Below are 18,429 nucleotides of genomic sequence, written 5' to 3'. Positions count from 1 at the left end.
CCGTCTCTTACGATCCCCCCTCTCGAATAAAATAAAAAAGACAGTCAGAACGGGCGATGTCCGCGTTGGATGTGGCCATAAACAGCCGAAGCGGTAACACGGTATAGAGCTGGTTGTCGGTCACCCTGAAATAACGCTGGGCGTCGTTCTCGTTATCATCCAGCACAAAGGGCGACAGCGCGTTATCCCGCACCCAGCCAAGATGGGTGCCCGCCGGCGTCATACCAAAATTCAGTGACTCAATATCAGTTCTCAGGCACACATCGGCGGCATTATCAGGGCGATCCAGATAGGCCACCGAGTAACCTTGCCGAAGCTCGAACCGGCGCGGGTTTCTGAGCAGCCCCACGGGCTGGCTCGCCTCAAAAACATCGGCTTTATCAAACAATGTCTTAATCCCGGCATAAGCTGTCTTGTTGGCGGTCTCATCTTTTGCCCCGCCCGCTTCAATGGTGACCACCGGACAGCCCAAAGACTGTTCCATCAGGGAACCCAGACGAATATCCGTAACAATCATCCAGGCGGTAAAACACGACGCCAACGCCTGGTGCGCCCTTGAATCCTGGGTACTCACACAAAACCCGGGCCCACTGCCGGAGGTGTTGTGCAAATCGATCACACACTCTGGTTTCAGTTCAGAAATGGTGTTCTTGATCGAACCGGCAAGCATCGACTGTACGTCATCGCTGGAGGATGAGAAGCAACGGTTTAAATCACGTTGCCCCGGCAGCATCCGGTGGCTGAACCAGGGGAAGGTTGCGGCTGCGGCGGTTGACGCCACGATCATATGACAGGTAACCGACGGGACCCAGTTCTCTTGCGCCAGGGCCTGTATGGCATTGAGTCCCGATGGCTCATTGCCGTGCAGTAAGGTGACAACAACCCGGCAACGGGACGGGTCCCGCCCTTTAAACGTGAGCAGCGACGGGCCGCCCAGCGATAACAAAAATTCATTCAGGTCGCGCCCGCGGGCCAGACTGTATACGTCCGTAATCGGATTAAGCGCTATGCGCTCTCTCATGACAGCCTCCACTGCCCTACCGGCAGACCACTTTCCGATTGTTCAATATAGTCTTGCAACATTGCCTTGAGAGGACTGCCAACCGCCTTTTTCTGCTCGTAGCGAGCCAGTTGCGCCAACTGCCAGGCCGCCCCGGTCTGGCCGCTGGCCAGTCGCTGCTCAATAACCCTGATCATGGCGTCGGTTTCGGCACTGTCTACGCCAAGCTGGCGCAGCCCCTCGGCCGCGATACTCAGTTGAGCCGGTAAAATCTTCCGCACCGGCGACTCACTCACTCCATGTTGTTTTAGTCTGGGCCACAGGATGTTTGCAGAGAGTCCGTCTTTTGCCGCCCGATAAAAGTTGTACTCGGCGTACCGGAAAGGAATGGCGGGCAGCAATCCGCGGATTTTTTCGGCGTAGGCCACCGTCAGCCCGGTCAGAAAGGCGGCGTTCGCCATCATATCGGTCAGAGTCGGGCCAGACGGCAGCGCACGGAATTCGATTCTGAGGTGCCCGTCTGCGGAGGCGTCGAACACCGCTCTGTTCCAAGACCACACCGTACCATGATGCAAACACAGCTCGGCGAACGCTGCAGAATCCGGAAAAACATAGGGGATCAGGGGCGGGTACAGTGACACATTCTGGGCAAATAACTCCCAGGCGCTGTGATGCACCCAGCCATGGCCAAAACTCACCCGGGCCGGTTGCCGCCAACTGCTATTTTTTGTGTCCCGGTCATCAATGCATTGTTTAAACAAGGCGATACGCGTTTCTTGCCACAGCCGTTTGCCCAAAAATGTGGGCGAATTGCCTGAAACCGCCATCACCAAAGGCGTTACCAGCTGGGCGGCATTGTAGTAATCGGCAAACCGCCCCGCCGGCACCTTCAGATGCACCTGAAAAGAAGTGTTGGCTCCCTCCAGCGTGAGTTCATCGGACTGCATCTTCAGCGATTCGGCAGCATTGATATCCAGGCTGAATGCGCCGGTTTTGTCTCCGGTCAGGCTATTAGTTAATGCCCGGTAGCGCGGCAGATCGGTCATGTACTCCCGGCTCAAATCACTGCGGCTTAGGGTGGGCAAAATCCCGATCGAGACGATACGGGCATCGAATGCTGCAGCATCGGCCTTTAATCGGGTTAAGACCGCAGCCAACTCTTTCTGCATCGTCGTAAACGGTGTGCCAGAAGCCGACACTGGCGAAAGGTTAATCTCAAGATTAAAACGGTTCAGCTCTTCGGTGAGCAGAGGGCTTTGCATGGCGTCTAACAGCTCGGTATTCAGCGCAGCCGGACAGCCATCCTTGTCAATAATATACAGCTCGACTTCAGCGCCCAGACTCGCCGGACCGGAGGAAAACCCAGGCCGCTCCAGTCGCTCTTTCAATGCGCCAAGCTGGGCGTCCAGCTTGTTACAGAACTGCACTTCATCCTCGTGACTGAAGGTGTCTCTGTCTATCTCCCGACCCATTTATTTATCCCATGTGCAAAGACATAAGTCATACCATCAGGGATAAGTATAGTCAGAGCGGCGGATTGGCACCTTTGTGCTGGATCAACGGGTGGATGAACAATGATGGCGGCCAACCCTGAGTGTTATTCCCGGGATCTGAAGTTGATGATTCAGGTCACATAGCCTGGCGTTGTGCCGCCTTCATTATTACTGAACGGTCAGGGCTTACGTTCAATTGCGGGAATGTCGAAATACTTATCCGGCGAAGTCGCTTTGATCTCCGCCAGCTTGCGGTTGCGAGCCCGACGCTCTGACACCGTCTCATCAAACACCCGCTGGTGCTCCTGTTCAATCATCGCCTGGATCGCTTCCTGGCTTAGAAACTCCAGTAGCCGTAATGCCTGTAACAAGCCCTCGACCCGATGCTTAGGTTGTTAAAGATAAATATTCATAATGCGAACTGGCGTGATGAGGAACAATGGGGTTGCAGCGAAAAACGTGCTCACCGAAGACGCTCATTCAATAGAAAACTTCATGAAAGCGACCAGCATTAAACTAGGGTACAACGTGCCATACACAGAATTTAGGATGGTGTCGGATAAAACTCTGCGGGACATCGAAAAAGGCAATACCGACCCGCGCCTGTCGGTGGTCAATAAGCTGCTCAGGCCCGGCGGCTTTCAGCTATCGGCGAGGAGGGTTAAAGCGACGGTGTTGTGATTTATTTTGATACGACTCTTTTTATCAGTCGAGCTGTTGCAAAATGCAAGACTTGACCCCGTTACCCCTCCTTAGGCCGGGTCCGGCTAGCGTTCAGCTAGCCGCTCAATACGTTCGGCAACCTCAGGATGGGTGCTGAGCCAGCTTACCGGGTTTGATGGCTCACTCTGGCTCAGGCGTTTAAGGGCTGAAATCAAACTGCTTGCCGTGCCGCGATGCCGGATAAGGGCGCGTGCGGCAAAATCATCGGCCTGGCGCTCGAACTGACGGGAATAGTTCAGGCTGAGGCCGGTCACCGAGGCCTCCACCAACACATCATCCACCACATTGATATCACCGAACAACAAGGCCATGGACAGATAATAGATTGAGGTCCGTATGTTGTGTTTGAGCAAATGGTCATGGTGGGTATGACCGATCTCATGCAACAGGATGGCGTCCAACTGCTGTGGCTGAAGTTGCTCAATCAGTGTATCCGTTATCACAATGGTGCCACCCGCCAGGGCAAAGGCATTGGGCTGCCCGAGACGTCGAAACTGTAGTTGGTAGTCCTCAGCCCCGAATTCCATTTCCTGTAACAAGGCGTTAAAGCTGGCCTGGATGGCCTGCTGGCGCTGTAGCGGTATTTCACTGGCAGAGAAGTGCGTATCGTCCAGCGTTTGTAAGCTGCGCTCACCAATGGCCTGACGCACACTGTCGGGAATACTGTCGGCTATCCAGTCGGCAGCTCTGGGGAGCAGGCTGGAATGAATTTTATACCCGGCCAGAGCCACCAACAGCACCGTGGCCAGAATAATAAGCGGCCAGGGAGATCGGGGGGATTGGAGCGTTGGCACTACCTGAACTGTGCCAGAATGGTCCTGGACAGCGACAGGTTGTATTCTCTGACGATACGCTGGCTGCGAAACAGCTGCGGCAGTTCAATCACGATAACCAGCAGGATCAGCGCGATACCAACTGACTCAATCAGCAGCAGGCCAATGGCCATGACCACCAGATTCAGCACGCCACGGCCCGTCTTGCCCAGATAAAAGTGGTGCAGCCCGGCCACAAAGAAATAGTTTAATACTGCGTAAGTGTCCGGGTCCTTGAGCTGCTCATCCAGCTGGTGATAATAGGCCTTACGCTCCGCCTGAGGTAAATCGGCGACCTGGGTACGCAGGGCTTCTTCTTCCTGTTCTAACTCGTCCTTTGTCATAATCTTTCCTTTACAAAAGGATCCGGGATCTTCTCGACACAATCCCGGTTAGTACACCGCCCGATCCGTTTAAGACCGGTGTAAATCCCCTTAATCACACCCAGTTGTTCGATCGCCTGATAGGTATACGCCGAGCAGGAGGGGGTAAAGTTACACTCGATGCCAAAATAGTGCCTGGCGCCGCCATTGGCCTGATAGCGACGAATGGCAGCCAGGATGGCTCGCTTAACCATTCTTTCTGCCCAGGGTCAGGATCACCGCTTCCCGGGTCCAGAACAGCCAGAATCGTTTCTGTTCAATCACCTGAAACACCAACTGCCAGCCATCGGCGGCTTCCTTGTTCAGGGTGGTCTCTAGCTTTTTCAGCGGCAGGCCACTGGAGCCCAGCAGCAAGGTGCCACAACCGCCTTCCACCACATGAATAACCTTATACTCATCATACTGAGTCACAATACACTCCTTTTTATGTATCCGTTTACCGCCAATGCCCGTTGCACTGGCTCTTTAAGATAGATTTCAATAGCTTAGCCTGTCAATAAGATTCCGCCTTTAGCGGTCATGGGCAGATTGCAGGCAAACGCTTAAGGCGGTGATGCGTGGCGGGAAATTCAGATAAGCCTAGCCCCTGTCAGCTATCGGCGAGAAGGGTTAAAACGACGGTGTTGTGATTTATTTTGATCTGACCCTTTTTATCTAGCTCAGTGCAAAATGCAAGACTTGACCCCGTTACCCTTACTACCCTTACTGTAAATAAGTCGTTTATAGTATTTAGCAGACATTATCACTGCTCCAATTTTCCTTCATCATCAAGAGAAAGCGCTTTTACCGCTGACGAAAGATTATATCTCAAAAACCCGAGAGCACCTTTTTTTCTTCCCGCAGGCTCTTCTTCAAAGCGAGCTTGAACTTTGACAAGTAACTCCCTTGTTATCTGAAGCTCATCTGACAGGTGTTTTCCTATATTTATGGATTTATACCTTTCGCTGATAAAATCGCTAAATAGCAATATATCGCTAGTTTTCCATCCATCAATACACTCCATAAGTTGCTCAACGGAGAACTGATTAAAAAACGCTCTCATTTGATGACTTTTATAAATTTCAATATCAACATCCTGCCAGCTCTTCCTCATTCGCTCAAAAGTATCAATCTGACTTTCGCTATCTCGCCTTTCCTTATAAGACTCGCTACCTTTTGTATATTTTTCAAAGATAAAACTAACCTTTGGATCGATTTTCAGTCGATTTGTGCGGCCATCTAAGTCTGAGTAATCAAAGTCCTTTCTTCCATACAAATCATCAAAGTTTTCCGAAAGGATGGGCCGTTCATTAGTAAAAAATTGATTCGACTGTAGAAAATGATAAAAGTAAGCAGCTTCAAACCACTTCGAAAATGGCACATCATTCTCTTCAAAAACAAACGCCTGAAGAGTATCTACGTATTGCTCAAATGATTCGTCATCATGGTGGAAGTGAGGTGAGAAAATAAAGGCATCAATCGGACAACCTTTTTTAGGTAACCTACCGAAATGACTTATGGAAAGCTGCCAATTACTCCCCCCGACGAGATAACTGATTAAATCCGTTGTCAAGAAAGACCTTACCTCAACCAGTTCGTCGTACTCGTACTTCTCATTCCCTTTTCTCTCCAACAAGTTAGAGTACTCCGACCTTTCCCATATATCCTGTCCGCTAAACCCCTTCTCGTAGCGATAGTAGATTACCAGAGTGGCCACTAATATCATTTGAGACATGCAACGCTCTAAATCTAATGACTTATCTGATTCAAGCACTCTGAATATTTCATTTAGCTTTTTAGAAGCACGCTTCAAAATCCTCAGGTTTTTAAGGTTATGTTTCTCAACCGTTTTAACTATCTTATCGCGGTAGTCTTCGAACCAATGGTAGCCTGAGAAACTTATCTCAACTGATTCTTGCAAGCTTTTATTAAGCTTAATGCAACCAGAGAAAACCTTCTCCTTTAACGCTAACTCACCACTAACTTTTTTATCGTTTACAATAAATATAAACTTGAGATTGCTATCATCTGACAGCTGTAAACATTCGCCTATAATCAGGTCACATAGACTGTGATCTTCCACTCTATCAAGGTCGTCAATAATAATAATCTTATCGCTCAGCTTTGATAACATGGCCTCTTTTACTAGTCCCGATGCACCGCTAAGCATTGATGCGATCGCTCCTCCGCTCTCACCACCAAATTGCGAGGCGAGTGACGCAAGTACTGTCGACATCGACTTCCCGGCTTCGGCATCAACTTGCTTTTTTATGTAGTTTGCAGATAGGAGTCTATTCTTGAAGTCATTTATACTTGCTAACCCGGTAAGAGAAAAAAATACACAACTTTCACCAACCGAATTTAGATCAGGAATTAACGTATTTTTAGTAAAGTAAGTCTTCCCTTCCCCCCAATCACCATCTAGCATCACTAAAGGGGGAAATGATGAGTCGCTCAAGAGGTAGCTGATATGCTGAGAGATGTCATTCATTTTGGTTTTGCCGGAAGTCAAAAAGGTTACTCCTCTGAAGTGAGTCAGTAATAAACAGGGTCAGATCAAAATTCAATATTAGACCCCGCCAAAAACAAAAAAGCGAGCCGTAGCTCGCTTTTTTTAATCACTATCTAACAACACCCTTAGTCCCTGTAGGTATCAATACTCGGACAGGAGCACATCAGGTTGCGGTCACCGTACACATCGTCGATGCGGTTGACCGTGGGCCAGAACTTGTTGCGTTTGACCGTTTCTACCGGATAGGCGGCCAGCTCCCGGCTGTAGCTACGCTCCCAGTTGTCATCCACAATGTCCGCCAGGGTATGCGGGGCGTTGTGCAGCGGGTTGTCTTCGCTGTCCCAGTCGCCGCGCTCGACTTTGCCGATTTCTTCGCGAATGTGGATCATGGCTTCGCAGAAGCGATCCAGCTCGAACTTAGACTCGGATTCGGTGGGCTCGATCATCAGCGTGCCCGCCACTGGGAAACTCATGGTCGGCGAGTGGAAGCCGTAGTCGTTCAGGCGCTTGGCCACGTCGATTTCGGCCACGCCGGAGGCGTCTTTCAGCTGACGCAGATCGATAATGCACTCGTGCGCCACACGGTTATTCTGGCCGCGATACAGCACCGGATAGTGGCCGGATAAACGATTGGCCACATAGTTGGCGTTCAGAATCGCCGCTTCACTGGCGCGCTTCAGGCCTTCCCCGCCCATCATCTTGATGTACATATAGCTGATCGGCAGGATGGAGGCGCTGCCCCAGGGCGCGGCCGAAACAGCGCCGTTATTCTCGCCGGTGCCCGGTACGGTCACCACGGGGTGATTTGGCAGGAAAGGCGCTAAGTGCGACTTCACACCAATGGGCCCCATGCCCGGACCGCCGCCGCCGTGCGGGATACAGAAGGTTTTGTGCAGGTTCAGGTGCGAGACATCGCCGCCGATAAAGCCGGGCGTGGTCAGGCCTACCTGAGCGTTCAGGTTGGCGCCATCCATATATACCTGGCCGCCGTGCTCGTGCACGATATCGCAGATTTCCTTGATGCCCTGCTCGTAAACGCCGTGAGTGGACGGGTAGGTCACCATGGCGCAGGACAGATTCTCAGCCATCTCTTCGGCCTTGGCTTTTAAGTCGGCCAAGTCCACGTTGCCGTCTTTGTCGCAATCCACGACGACCACTTTCAGGTTGGCCATCTGTGCCGAGGCCGGGTTCGTGCCGTGGGCGGAGCTTGGGATCAGGCAGATATTACGATGGCCTTCGCCGCGGCTCTCGTGGTAGCGCTGAATGGCAATCAAACCGGCGTACTCGCCCTGAGCGCCAGAGTTGGGCTGCATGGACAGGTTATCGTAACCGGTGATCTCCACCAGCATATCGGCCAGTTCGTTGATCATCTCATGGTAGCCCTGAGCCTGCTCCACCGGGCAAAACGGATGCAGCTTTCCAAACTCGGGCCAGGTCACCGGGATCATCTCGGCGGTGGCGTTCAGCTTCATGGTGCACGAACCCAGCGAGATCATGGAGTGGTTCAGCGCCAGGTCTTTATCTTCCAGAGACTTGATGTAACGCAGCATCTCGGTCTCGGAATGGTATTTGTTAAATACCTCATGAGTCAGGATCTCAGAGGTGCGCAGCAGCTCGTCGGCCACCACTGACTCACCGGCCACTTTGGCATCCAGCGCGTCGATATCCAGCCCGTGGTCATCACCTAAGAAGATGTTAAACAGAGTATTCAGGTCGGCGCGTGTGGTGGTTTCATCCAGGCTCACGCCCACCATACCATCGAGATCGGCGCGCAGGTTTACCTGATTGGCCTGTGCCGCTTTGATGGTGGCGTCTTTGTCGGCCACTTTCACGGTCAGTGTATCGAAGAAGCTGTTGTGCAGCAGTTCCACGCCCTTGTCTTTCAGGCCCGCCGCCAGAATGCTGGTCATGCGGTGGATGCGGTTGGCGATGGTTTTGAGGCCATCCGGGCCGTGGTACACGGCGTAGAAAGAGGCCATATTGGCCAGCAGCACCTGAGCGGTACAAATGTTGGAGTTGGCCTTCTCACGACGAATGTGCTGCTCACGGGTTTGCAGCGCCATACGCAGCGCGGGGCGACCGCGGGTATCTTTAGACACACCGATAATCCGGCCCGGCAGTGAGCGCTTAAACTTGTCACGGGTGGCAAAGAAAGCCGCGTGAGGACCGCCATAGCCCATGGGCACACCAAAGCGCTGGGCATTACCCAGAACCACGTCGGCGCCCATTTCGCCGGGGGATTTCAGCATCACCAGGCTCATAATGTCGGCGGCCACCGCCACAATGCCTTTCTTGCTTTGTACGGCTTCGATAAGCGATGTCAGGTCACGGACCTCGCCGGTGGTGCCGGGGTATTGCAGCAAGGCGCCAAATACGTCCAGATCGGCCACTTCGTCGGCCTTGCCGACTTTGATTTCAAAGCCGAACATCTCGGCACGGGTTTTAACCACGTCGATGGTTTGCGGGTGCACATCGTCGGCCATAAAGAACAGGTTGGATTTCTTGTTCTTGGATACCCGCTTGGCCAGCGCCATGGCTTCGGCCGCGGCGGTGCCTTCGTCCAGCAGGGAGGCTGAGGCCAGCGGCAGGCCGGTGAGGTCGATGGTCATCTGCTGAAAGTTCAGCAGCGCTTCCAAGCGGCCCTGGGCGATTTCAGGCTGATAGGGCGTGTAAGCCGTATACCAGCCGGGATTTTCCATCACGTTGCGCAAAATCACATTGGGCGTGATGGTGTCGGAATAGCCCATGCCGATGTTGGCACGGAAAATCTGGTTTTTCTGGGCGATGGCTTTAAGGTTTGCCAGCGCCTCGGTTTCTGTCTGGCTCTCGCCGAGTTTGAGCGGCTCGGGCAAACGGATACCGGCGGGAACGGTTTGCTCGATCAATTGCTCCAGAGACTCGGCACCAATGCTTTCCAGCATCTGGGTGATTTCTGCCTCCTGAGGGCCTACATGACGGCGAACAAAGTCCTGCTTTTGTTCCAGTTGCGACAAACTGAGCGTAGATTCAGACATAGTAATTACTTCTCTTAATGAAAAAACAAACCCTGAGGCGCAGGCTCAGGGCATGGTCAAAAACGCAAGCTGAGGGCATGCCCTCAAACGACGCCGACTTAGTCTTCGTCGATGCTGTTCTGGTAGCCTTCGGCGTCCATCAGATCGTTGAACTCACCGTCATCTTCCGCCTTTATGCGGAACATCCAGCCGTCGCCATAAGGGTCAGAGTTCACCAGCTCAGGCGAGTCTTCCAGGTCTTCGTTGATGGCAACCACTTCACCGGTGATAGGCGCGTAGATGTCGGAAGCGGCCTTGACCGATTCGGCCACGGCTACGTCGTCACCAGCGCTGACCGCATCGCCTTCGTCCGGCAGCTCCACAAAAACCATGTCGCCCAGCAGGTCCTGAGCGTGCTCGGTGATGCCCACAGTGTAGGTGCCATCACCCTCGGGGCGTACCCATTCGTGGGAGGCGGCATAACGCAATTCTGACGGGATGTTGCTCATGATAAATCCTTAAATTCGTTGTTCTTAATGTTCGATTTTCTTGCCGTTACGGACAAAGGCCGGCTTAACCACTTTTACTGTAACCGACTTTTTGCGCATTTCCACTTCGGCGGCCTGGCCGACAGGCTTAGGCACACGGGCCATAGCGATAGAGTAGCCCAGCGTGGGGGAGAAGGTACCAGAGGTGATTACCCCTTCGCCACCGTCTACCTTGACCTTCAACCCGGTGCGCAGCACGCCCTTGTCTTCCATCACCAGGCCAACCAGCTTTTCGTTACCGTTGCGGTTGTATTCTTCCACCGCGTCACGACCAACAAAGTCGCGATCTTCGGGTTCCCAGGTAATGGTCCAGCCCATATTGGCCGCCAGGGGTGAGATGGTCTCGTCCATATCCTGGCCGTACAGGTTCATGCCCGCTTCCAGGCGCAGAGTATCGCGCGCACCCAGACCACAGGGCTGAACGCCTGCATCCAGGAGGGTTTGCCAGATGTCGCCCGCCTGAGCGGCAGGCATGATGATTTCGTAGCCCGCTTCGCCGGTGTAGCCCGTGGTGGCGATAAATAGCTCGCCCGACTGCTTACCGAAAAACGGTTTCATGCCCTCAACCGCGGCTTTTTGCTCGTCGTTGAATACGGCTTCGGCCTTTTGCTTCGCGTTGGGGCCCTGCACCGCGATCATGGCCAGATCGCCACGCTCGGTTATGTCCACCTCAAAGCCTTCGGCCTTGCCAAGCAGCCAGCTCATGTCTTTCTCGCGGGTGGCGGAATTCACCACCAGACGGTAGTTTTCGTTGTCGAAGAAATAGCAGATCAGGTCATCCACTACCCCGCCCTGCTCGTTGAGCATGCCGCTGTACAGCGCCTTGCCGGGCACCTGTAGCTTGGCCACATCGTTGGCCAGCAGGTAACGCAGATAATCCTGCGCCTGTTTGCCTTTCACATCCACAATGGTCATGTGCGACACATCAAACATACCGGCGTCGGTACGCACCGCGTTGTGCTCTTCAATCTGCGAGCCGTAGTTAATGGGCATCTCCCAGCCATGGAAGTCCACCATCTTGGCACCCGCTTCAATATGTTTGGGGTGTAACACCGTTTTTTCTGTCATTGTGGCGTCCTTAAAGTAGGGCTTAAAAACTGTCCGAATTATAGAAGTCGCCCGGGGTCGCAACAAATTGGAAATCTAAATGGAATGATTAACTTTTGTTATGTATTATCCAGATTCAATTATTAACGCTGATTAACAAGGCTTTTCCGTGAAGCAACTGTCGCTGGATAATTTGCGCGCCTTTGTAGCGGTGGTGGATATGGGCGGTTATGCCCGGGCCGGGGATTATCTTGGCCGCAGCCAGCCCGCCATCAGTTTGCAGATCAAACGTCTGGAAGAACAGCTCGGCCGCAAGCTGTTTCACAAACAGGGGCAGCGTCAGCAACTCAACAGCGACGGCCATAAGCTTTATCACCATGCCGTTAAGCTGCTAAGCCTGAATGACGACATCTTCCGTCAGTTTGAGCGTTCGCCTCTGTCGGGTAAGCTGCGCTTAGGCCTGCCCAGTGAATTTGCCACCAGCCTGCTGCCCGACATTATCGGCGAGTTCAGCAGTGCCTACCCGGATGTGACTCTGGCGGTGACCTGTGACTTAAGTAAACACTTACTGCAAACCGAGCGCCGTCAGGAATTCGATGTGATTCTGGCACTGCGCGACGAGCAGGAGCTGACCGATGCCGCCGAGCACAGTGTCTTATTGGACGAGTTGGTGTGGGTCGGCCAAAACGGCGCTGTGCCGGATACTTCTCCGCTGCCTCTGGCGGTGGCCCCTCAGGGCTGCATTTACCGCCGCCGGGCCGAGCATTGTCTGACCGGGGCCGGGGTGGATTTTCGCATCGGTTATACCAATGCCGATATCAGCGGTCTGACTGCCGCACTCAAGGCGGGTTTGGGGCTGACGGTCCTGGCCCGTTCCACCCTGCCCGAGGGCCTCACCGAGATCAAACACAAGACCCTGCCTAAGTTGGGGAAGGTCGGTATTGAGCTTATCGTCCAGCGCCATAAGCACCCTCAGGCCAGTGAAAAGCTGGCGGAGTTTATCCGGACTCGTCTGAGCGTGATTGGTTGATCACCTCTCCTACTTTCGGGAGAGTCTAATGAATTGCCCCATGAGTCCGATACATTGAGTATTGACCGACAACTTATATACTCGGTTATAGCATTCAAAACATTGACGATGCGCTTGAATCATTCGGGCAGTTGCAGGCGCTAACCCGGACAGGTGAGCACCATCTTGAAAACAGGGGCTTTAATTACTCAACACTGCCAAGAATCAAACCGGTTCCTGTTCGTATTCGCGGCGCTAGTCAGTTTGTGGCTTTACATTCCTTTTGCGCAGGCCCAGTCCGACTTAAACGTCTCCGCACTCGATGGCAGTGAGTTAACCGGTCACGCCGAGTACCTGACAACATCGCCCGAAATGGGTCTTGAAGTCGTTCGTCAGCAGCAATGGCAACCCTTTACCAACAAGCACATTAATCAGGGAATTGGCGCACAAGCCCACTGGCTGAGGTTCAACGTAACGAACCACTCCAATGATGCGCTTAGCTGGGTAATTCGAAGCGAGACCAGTTATCTGGATACCATGCAGGTATTCTACACACACGATGACGGCCCACTTTACCAGCAAACTCTGTCCGACCGGGTTGCCTTTCATCAGCGCCCATTAAACGACCGACTGCTGGCAACTCCCATCACCACACCCGCGGGCGCCCGCACCGCCGTCTACCTTAAGGCTTACAATGAGAAACCCGATTCGGTAAGCCTCAACTTTACGTTGTATAACCAGCGGCAATTCGAACAACAACGCATTAAAGAAAGTCTGCTGTTCGGGCTCTACTATGGAGCCTTGACCACCATCATGATCTTGTCAGCAGTGGCGGCGGTTTTCCTGCGTCAGCCAGCCGCCATTTACTACTCCCTGTTTATGGCTATGTCGATTCTGTTCTGGCTCATGTTTAATGGTCTGGGCTATCAGTATATCTGGCCTGACTGGCCTTATTGGCACAACGAAGGCTTTCACATTGTGTTTCTGGCATTTTGTATCTCCGCTTGCCAGTTTGGTCGGCATTTTCTCGACCTGCCGGGCTTGTTCCCTCTTTTTAATCGTGTCGTCCAGCTCTTTCAGTGGGCATGCGCAGGCTTTATCGCTATCCGTGTTGTGTTCGGTCTGTATGAGCCAGCGCTACATGCATCCTTCCTTAGTCTGGCCCTGGTCGCTGTGATTCTGCCCGTAGCGGGCTGGCGTAGCTGGCGAAAGGGTAATGTCCATGCCATGTGGTTCTTTATTGCCTGGGTGGCCTATTCCCTGGGGGTTCTGATTAATCTGGTGGCCGCCTCTTTCCCCCTCCTGGACTGGGGAATGTCGTCACTGGTTTGGCTGCAACTGACCAGCATCGCGGAGATTATACTGCTCATGGTCGCGATGACCAGTTGGGTCGTGAATATGAAAAAGGATCGGGAAAAAGCCCTGTTACTGGCGCACCAGGACCCACTGACCAAGCTGGGTAACCGTCGTCAGTTACAGGTGGCGTATGAAAATTACCGGGCGCGATTCCCCAGCCTGGATCACAAACTCTTTATCCTGATGATCGATCTCGACTATTTTAAAGAAATCAATGACACCTATGGTCACGATGCCGGTGACAAAGTCCTGAAGACCCTGAGCCGACTGATCAAACAGAACTGTCGTGAGTCTGATGTGGCCGTGCGTTATGGCGGTGAAGAATTTGCGGTTCTGCTCGCCCTGGACTCGCTGGAACAAGCCCGCCACGTGGCTGAGCGCATCCGGCAACAATTTGAATCGCAGCCGACTCAATATCATCAGCAGTCCATACACCACACTCTGAGCTGCGGCATTGCCGAGGTTCTTTCCGAGAATATTGAGCTTGATGCCAACGCCATGATGCGCTGTGCGGACGAGGCGCTGTACAGTGCTAAAAAAGCCGGGCGCAACCTCACCTATACCTATGAAGCCGAGGGCTGTCGCCCTATCACAACATCCTGAATACCCAGCACGGGCTCACTTTCCAGTTTCTGGCTCCCCGGCTATCAAAACCTGACTATCAGTTATTTCACTGGAGTCAGGAACACTAAGGCAAGTCCTTCATTTTCGTGCAACACTTAGGGAGCCTTGGCCCCTTTTTAGCAGGAGTTAATTATGAGTAACCTCGCATCCGAACTGGTTCAGGATTGCGCCATTGCCAGTGGCTGCAGCGCGTTAAAGTTGGTGCTCAAACCCAAAGACAAAGATCTTGGGGGCTTTTGTGTCCGCCGTACCCTGCCCACCAAGGAATGTCGCAGTGTCGGTCCCTGGGTGTTCTTCGATCATATGGGCCCGGCTCATTTTGAGGCCGGCCAGGGCATCGACGTACGGCCCCACCCTCATATCGGCCTGGCAACGGTCACCTACCTCTTTGAAGGCGAGATGCTGCACCGTGACTCGCTTGGTACAGAGGCCCGAGTGCTACCCGGTGATATTAATTTGATGGTAGCAGGTCGTGGCATTGTGCATTCCGAACGCCAGCGAGAAGAGGTAAAAGCGGCCCCTCACAACCTCAACGGCCTGCAACTTTGGTTGGCGCTGCCTACTGAGCTGGAACAAACTGAGCCGGGGTTTTTCCACTATGACAAGACCGAGATCCCAGAGGTTGAGCAGGACGGCGTTCCAGTTCGAGTCATGATGGGCAATGCGTACGGCGTCACCTCCCCGGTGAAAACGCTGTCCGAGACCTTATACATTGAAGCCCGCCTGAAAGCCGGACAGAGCCTGGTGTTGCCCGAGGCCAAAGAAAAAGCTCTGTACGTGGTGAAAGGCGAGCTGGCACTGAGAGATACCACTCTGGAAGAGCACAGCATGGCGGTCTTCGATGATGAGTCCGGCATTACAGTGACAGCCAACCGCGATACCATGCTGGCAGTAGTGGGCGGTGCCCCTGTCGGCAAGCGTTATATGGAGTGGAACTTTGTCGCCAGTGATAAGGCGCTTATCGAAAAAGCCAAAGCTGACTGGCAGGCCGGTCGCTTCCCCAAAGTTCCCGGTGACGAGCAGGCATTTATCCCGCTCCCCAAATAGGCTCCCCTGTCCTGCTGCTCCGGCGCAAGCCGGAGCTTAACTGGCTTTACCTTGAGAGCGTTGTTTATCCATTGCTGCGGCTGTCAGGGCTCGTGGCCCCTGTGCCATTACTCCACAATTGCCACAGAACAAAACCCACCGCCACAATCGCCAAGATGTAGCAATAGAACACATAGGGAATCAGCGCCACCGGTGAAATACCGAAACTGGCACCGAGTAATAGTGCCTGAGCACCATAGGGGATCAGCCCCTGCACAATACAGGAGAAAATATCCAGCAAGCTGGCGCTACGGCGGGCACGAATACCGGCATGATTCGATAACTCCTTGGCTGCCTCACCGGTGATAATAATCGCCACCGTATTATTGGCTACACAGAGGTTAGTCAGACTGGCCAGTGCCGCGATAGCCAGTGAGTGACTGGCCCTGGCATGGCTGGAAAGTTTCTCGACCCAGGTAATAATTCGGTTCACCAGGTACTGCAAACCACCCTGACGGCGCATCAGCGCCGACAAGCCACCAATCAGCAGCGACAGCAGAAAGATTTCCTGCATACTGGTGAAGCCCTGATAGATGTCCTGAGCCACACCGGATAATGCATAGTCTGCCTGCCAGGCGCCCATCAGAGCACTGCTCACCACACCGATGGTCAGTACCGCAAACACATTGAGCCCCGACACGGCCAGGCCCAGAATCAGCAAGTAGGGAACCGCCAACCATAAATTGCCCTCTGATTCTGGCTGTGTGACATCGCCACTGCCCATCATGGCGAACAGAATCATGGCTGCGATCGCGGCGGGCAGCGACAACTTGAAATTTTCCAGAAACTTATCGCGCATCTCACAACCCTGTGTACGGGTGGCGGCGATAGTAGTATCTGAGATAATGGATAAGTTATCGCCAAAGATGGCACCACTCATTAGTACGCCCGCCATCAAGGCTGGTTCAATACCGACCGTTTCAGCCATCCCCAAGCCAATAGGTGCCATGGCGGCCAACGTCCCCATCGACGTTCCCATGGCTGTCGCGACAAAGGCACTGATCAAAAACAGCCCCGGTAGCAAAAACTCGGCCGGAATAATACTCAACCCCAGGGCTACTGTGGCATCCACGCCGCCTGTGGCTTTAGCTACTGCCGAAAAGGCCCCGGCCAACAGGTAAATTAAGCACATGGTGATAATATTCGGGTGCCCTACGCCTTCCACAAACTGATGCACCGTCTGATTTAGCGACTCTTTCGACAACCACACCGCCAGTAGAATGGCCGGTAAGATAGCCACCGGCGCGGGCAGTTGATAGAAGGCGTATTCCACGCCTTGAGACTGCAGATAGAAGCCGGTGCCTAAGAACAGGGCCAGGAACACCAGTAACGGTAGCAACGCATATTTACCGCGAGACAAATGGGCTGGGGACAAAACCTTTCCTTTTAAAATAAGACGTTTAGACGTCCAGAAGTTTAATTTTCTCTAACGGGTAACTCAAGCATTTTCCTTGCATCAGGCAAAGCATACAATAGCTATCAGCCCTTCGCAGGAGAATGCCATGCACATGACCGAACTCACAACCGAACGTCTCCGGCTACGGCCTTTTCGCACCGACGATGCTGGCGCACTGAACCGGATAAACTCACGCAGTGAGGTCATGCGCTATATCGGCAAACCCGTTGAGACGATACGGAATACAGAAGACTATCTAAGAGAGTCAGTACTCGCTGACTACAGTAAGTATGGTTTTGGCCGCCATGCTGTTATCGAACAACACAGCGGCGAGCTTATCGGCTTTTGTGGCTTAAAGTACCTGCCGGATCTGGATGAGGTGGATATTGGTTACCGCCTGCACCCGGATTACTGGGGCCTGGGCTATGCTACTGAGGCCGGACAGGCCACCATGAAATTTGGCCGCGAAAAACTGGGGCTCAGCAGAATTATCGGCATCGCCATGGATGAGAATACGGCCTCCATTGAGGTATTGAAAAAGCTGGGCTTAAAGCCCGATGGCCGGGTTAATCACCTGGGTACCGAATGTGCACGTTTTCTATGGCAAGCCTAGCCAATACTCTGGCTGCTCCAAAAGGGCAGGGACTGCATAATTGGGGTTGTCCAATTCAAAAACACGCGCCTGGCGGTATTGACTGAGGGGAAACATATGTTGGGTAACCGGATGGTCCCGCATGAAAGCTTCCAATTCCCCTTCCTGCACCATTTGTTGTAACCCTGCGGTCATCCGGCGGGCCAATACTTCGTTGGAGCGGTGTACAAAGAAGTTCATGGTCAGGGGGTACTTTAAGATCAGCCGATCATAAAATACCAGTCCGGGCATACGATGTTGGCGGGCGCTGACTTCTGAGGGCCCCTCGAACAGGCTCAGCGGCAAGTAGTCACAACGTTTTTTAATGAGCATTTCCATCATGGCCGTCACCCGGTTGATTCGGGCTACGACTAACCCCGCGTTTTCCAACACATCAGAATCTGGCCAGTGTTCGCCCTGACAGGCAACAAAGTGAGACAATTGTTCAAGTGTGTTTATCCTGGCAAAGACCGGTCGCCTCTGTTCCAGAATGACCATGCCACGCCACCCAAGCCCGCCCTTAAACAAAGGAACAGGAATGGCTTTGAGGCTCACTTCGCGCTGCGCTGATGAGCCAGCCCACATAACATCGTAGAAACGGTTCTGGCCCAGAAGGCGAAGCACTCTGCCCTGTCCAGGATGCGGCACCTGCTGGATATACGCAGGCCCGAACTCAGCCTCTGTCCGGGAAATCACGCGTTCTAACAAGTCAATGTAGTATTTATGGCTGGCGCCAGCTTCAGGGTCCTGAGGGCCGATGGTACGAACGACTTGCGACTGCGCTATCGCCTGAAACGCAACGACGCTACATATCAGTACCAGGCGTTGTAACATGAT

Annotated in this window: 18 protein-coding genes; 5 read left to right on the top strand and 13 right to left on the bottom strand. The window is 53.2% G+C overall.

Annotation, left to right across the window (positions count from 1 at the left end):
* Window positions 1–7: 7 nt before the first annotated feature.
* The 3 genes from HMF8227_RS03255 to HMF8227_RS15015 all read right to left on the bottom strand — a co-directional run bounded on the left by HMF8227_RS03255 (window position 8) and on the right by HMF8227_RS15015 (window position 2,864).
* Window positions 8–1,021 carry a M14 family metallopeptidase gene (locus HMF8227_RS03255; protein ID WP_109338815.1) on the bottom strand — a complete coding sequence of 338 codons (1,014 nt, stop codon included), beginning with the start codon at window positions 1,019–1,021 and terminating at the stop codon, window positions 8–10.
* Window positions 1,018–2,472 carry a glutamate-cysteine ligase family protein gene (locus HMF8227_RS03250; protein ID WP_109338814.1) on the bottom strand — a complete coding sequence of 485 codons (1,455 nt, stop codon included), beginning with the start codon at window positions 2,470–2,472 and terminating at the stop codon, window positions 1,018–1,020. The genes HMF8227_RS03255 and HMF8227_RS03250 overlap by 4 nt, the downstream gene beginning before the upstream one ends.
* Window positions 2,473–2,672: 200 nt before the next feature.
* Window positions 2,673–2,864: a hypothetical protein gene (locus HMF8227_RS15015; protein WP_162558475.1), complete on the bottom strand. Its 192-nt coding sequence runs from the start codon at window positions 2,862–2,864 to the stop codon at window positions 2,673–2,675.
* Window positions 2,865–3,042: 178 nt separating this feature from the next.
* Between HMF8227_RS15015 and HMF8227_RS15225 the strand changes: the two genes are divergently transcribed.
* Complete coding sequence (locus HMF8227_RS15225; RefSeq protein WP_275425495.1) at window positions 3,043–3,174, top strand: hypothetical protein; 132 nt, start codon at window positions 3,043–3,045, stop codon at window positions 3,172–3,174.
* An 86-nt stretch (window positions 3,175–3,260) separates the two neighbouring features.
* Here HMF8227_RS15225 and HMF8227_RS03240 read toward each other — a convergent pair whose 3' ends face one another.
* The 8 genes from HMF8227_RS03240 to gcvT form a co-directional block, all read right to left on the bottom strand.
* On the bottom strand, window positions 3,261–4,010 hold the full coding sequence (locus HMF8227_RS03240; RefSeq protein WP_162558474.1) for a M48 family metallopeptidase: 750 nt from the start codon (window positions 4,008–4,010) through the stop codon (window positions 3,261–3,263).
* Window positions 4,010–4,372: a TM2 domain-containing protein gene (locus HMF8227_RS03235; protein ID WP_109338812.1), complete on the bottom strand. Its 363-nt coding sequence runs from the start codon at window positions 4,370–4,372 to the stop codon at window positions 4,010–4,012. Before HMF8227_RS03235 ends, HMF8227_RS03240 begins: the two co-directional genes overlap by 1 nt.
* Window positions 4,369–4,605: a membrane protein insertion efficiency factor YidD gene (gene yidD, locus HMF8227_RS03230; RefSeq protein WP_109338811.1), complete on the bottom strand. Its 237-nt coding sequence runs from the start codon at window positions 4,603–4,605 to the stop codon at window positions 4,369–4,371. Before yidD ends, HMF8227_RS03235 begins: the two co-directional genes overlap by 4 nt.
* Entirely contained in the window at window positions 4,598–4,822 is a 225-nt protein-coding gene (locus HMF8227_RS03225; RefSeq protein ID WP_109338810.1) for a DUF4177 domain-containing protein, read from the bottom strand. Before HMF8227_RS03225 ends, yidD begins: the two co-directional genes overlap by 8 nt.
* Before the next feature lie 331 nt (window positions 4,823–5,153).
* Complete coding sequence (locus HMF8227_RS03220) at window positions 5,154–6,902, bottom strand: P-loop NTPase fold protein (protein ID WP_162558473.1); 1,749 nt, start codon at window positions 6,900–6,902, stop codon at window positions 5,154–5,156.
* A gap of 125 nt (window positions 6,903–7,027) precedes the next feature.
* The gene (gcvP, locus tag HMF8227_RS03215) at window positions 7,028–9,916 is read right to left on the bottom strand and encodes an aminomethyl-transferring glycine dehydrogenase (protein WP_109338808.1); all 2,889 of its coding nucleotides are present in this window, start codon (window positions 9,914–9,916) and stop codon (window positions 7,028–7,030) included.
* 98 nt (window positions 9,917–10,014) lie between these two features.
* Window positions 10,015–10,404 (bottom strand): glycine cleavage system protein GcvH, encoded by a 390-nt coding sequence (gene gcvH / locus HMF8227_RS03210; protein WP_109338807.1) that lies wholly within the window; start codon window positions 10,402–10,404, stop codon window positions 10,015–10,017.
* Between the two features lie 24 nt (window positions 10,405–10,428).
* On the bottom strand, window positions 10,429–11,511 hold the full coding sequence (gcvT, locus tag HMF8227_RS03205; protein ID WP_109338806.1) for a glycine cleavage system aminomethyltransferase GcvT: 1,083 nt from the start codon (window positions 11,509–11,511) through the stop codon (window positions 10,429–10,431).
* 148 nt (window positions 11,512–11,659) lie between these two features.
* On the opposite strand from gcvT, the gene HMF8227_RS03200 reads away from it, so the two are divergent.
* The 3 genes from HMF8227_RS03200 to HMF8227_RS03190 all read left to right on the top strand — a co-directional run bounded on the left by HMF8227_RS03200 (window position 11,660) and on the right by HMF8227_RS03190 (window position 15,526).
* Entirely contained in the window at window positions 11,660–12,520 is an 861-nt protein-coding gene (locus HMF8227_RS03200; RefSeq protein WP_109338805.1) for a LysR family transcriptional regulator, read from the top strand.
* Between the two features lie 243 nt (window positions 12,521–12,763).
* Complete coding sequence (locus HMF8227_RS03195; protein WP_162558472.1) at window positions 12,764–14,458, top strand: sensor domain-containing diguanylate cyclase; 1,695 nt, start codon at window positions 12,764–12,766, stop codon at window positions 14,456–14,458.
* A gap of 153 nt (window positions 14,459–14,611) precedes the next feature.
* Entirely contained in the window at window positions 14,612–15,526 is a 915-nt protein-coding gene (locus HMF8227_RS03190) for a pirin family protein (protein WP_109338803.1), read from the top strand.
* A 64-nt stretch (window positions 15,527–15,590) separates the two neighbouring features.
* Here HMF8227_RS03190 and HMF8227_RS03185 read toward each other — a convergent pair whose 3' ends face one another.
* Window positions 15,591–16,940, bottom strand: coding sequence for a Na+/H+ antiporter NhaC family protein (locus HMF8227_RS03185; RefSeq protein WP_109338802.1), 1,350 nt, complete (start codon window positions 16,938–16,940; stop codon window positions 15,591–15,593).
* Between the two features lie 133 nt (window positions 16,941–17,073).
* Here HMF8227_RS03185 and HMF8227_RS03180 point away from each other — a divergent pair, with 133 nt between their 5' ends.
* Window positions 17,074–17,574, top strand: coding sequence for a GNAT family N-acetyltransferase (locus tag HMF8227_RS03180; protein ID WP_162558471.1), 501 nt, complete (start codon window positions 17,074–17,076; stop codon window positions 17,572–17,574).
* Here HMF8227_RS03180 and HMF8227_RS03175 read toward each other — a convergent pair.
* Complete coding sequence (locus HMF8227_RS03175; protein WP_162558470.1) at window positions 17,560–18,426, bottom strand: hypothetical protein; 867 nt, start codon at window positions 18,424–18,426, stop codon at window positions 17,560–17,562. The two genes, HMF8227_RS03180 and HMF8227_RS03175, sit on opposite strands and share 15 nt — an antisense overlap.
* Window positions 18,427–18,429: the final 3 nt, after the last annotated feature.

Origin of the sequence: Saliniradius amylolyticus, from assembly GCF_003143555.1 — a bacterium.
GTDB classification, from domain to species: Bacteria; Pseudomonadota; Gammaproteobacteria; order Enterobacterales; family Alteromonadaceae; genus Saliniradius; species Saliniradius amylolyticus.
This window is presented reverse-complemented; position numbering and strand designations above follow the sequence as displayed.

Coding starts and splice junctions, on each gene's coding strand:
- HMF8227_RS03175 (WP_162558470.1), bottom strand. CDS start 18,426: ATGTTACAACGCCTGGTACTGATATGTAGCGTCGTTGCGTTTCAGGCG.
- HMF8227_RS03235 (WP_109338812.1), bottom strand. CDS start 4,372: ATGACAAAGGACGAGTTAGAACAGGAAGAAGAAGCCCTGCGTACCCAG.
- gcvP (WP_109338808.1), bottom strand. CDS start 9,916: ATGTCTGAATCTACGCTCAGTTTGTCGCAACTGGAACAAAAGCAGGAC.
- HMF8227_RS03255 (WP_109338815.1), bottom strand. CDS start 1,021: ATGAGAGAGCGCATAGCGCTTAATCCGATTACGGACGTATACAGTCTG.
- HMF8227_RS03250 (WP_109338814.1), bottom strand. CDS start 2,472: ATGGGTCGGGAGATAGACAGAGACACCTTCAGTCACGAGGATGAAGTG.
- yidD (WP_109338811.1), bottom strand. CDS start 4,605: ATGGTTAAGCGAGCCATCCTGGCTGCCATTCGTCGCTATCAGGCCAAT.
- gcvH (WP_109338807.1), bottom strand. CDS start 10,404: ATGAGCAACATCCCGTCAGAATTGCGTTATGCCGCCTCCCACGAATGG.
- HMF8227_RS03190 (WP_109338803.1), top strand. CDS start 14,612: ATGAGTAACCTCGCATCCGAACTGGTTCAGGATTGCGCCATTGCCAGT.
- HMF8227_RS03180 (WP_162558471.1), top strand. CDS start 17,074: ATGACCGAACTCACAACCGAACGTCTCCGGCTACGGCCTTTTCGCACC.
- gcvT (WP_109338806.1), bottom strand. CDS start 11,511: ATGACAGAAAAAACGGTGTTACACCCCAAACATATTGAAGCGGGTGCC.
- HMF8227_RS15225 (WP_275425495.1), top strand. CDS start 3,043: ATGGTGTCGGATAAAACTCTGCGGGACATCGAAAAAGGCAATACCGAC.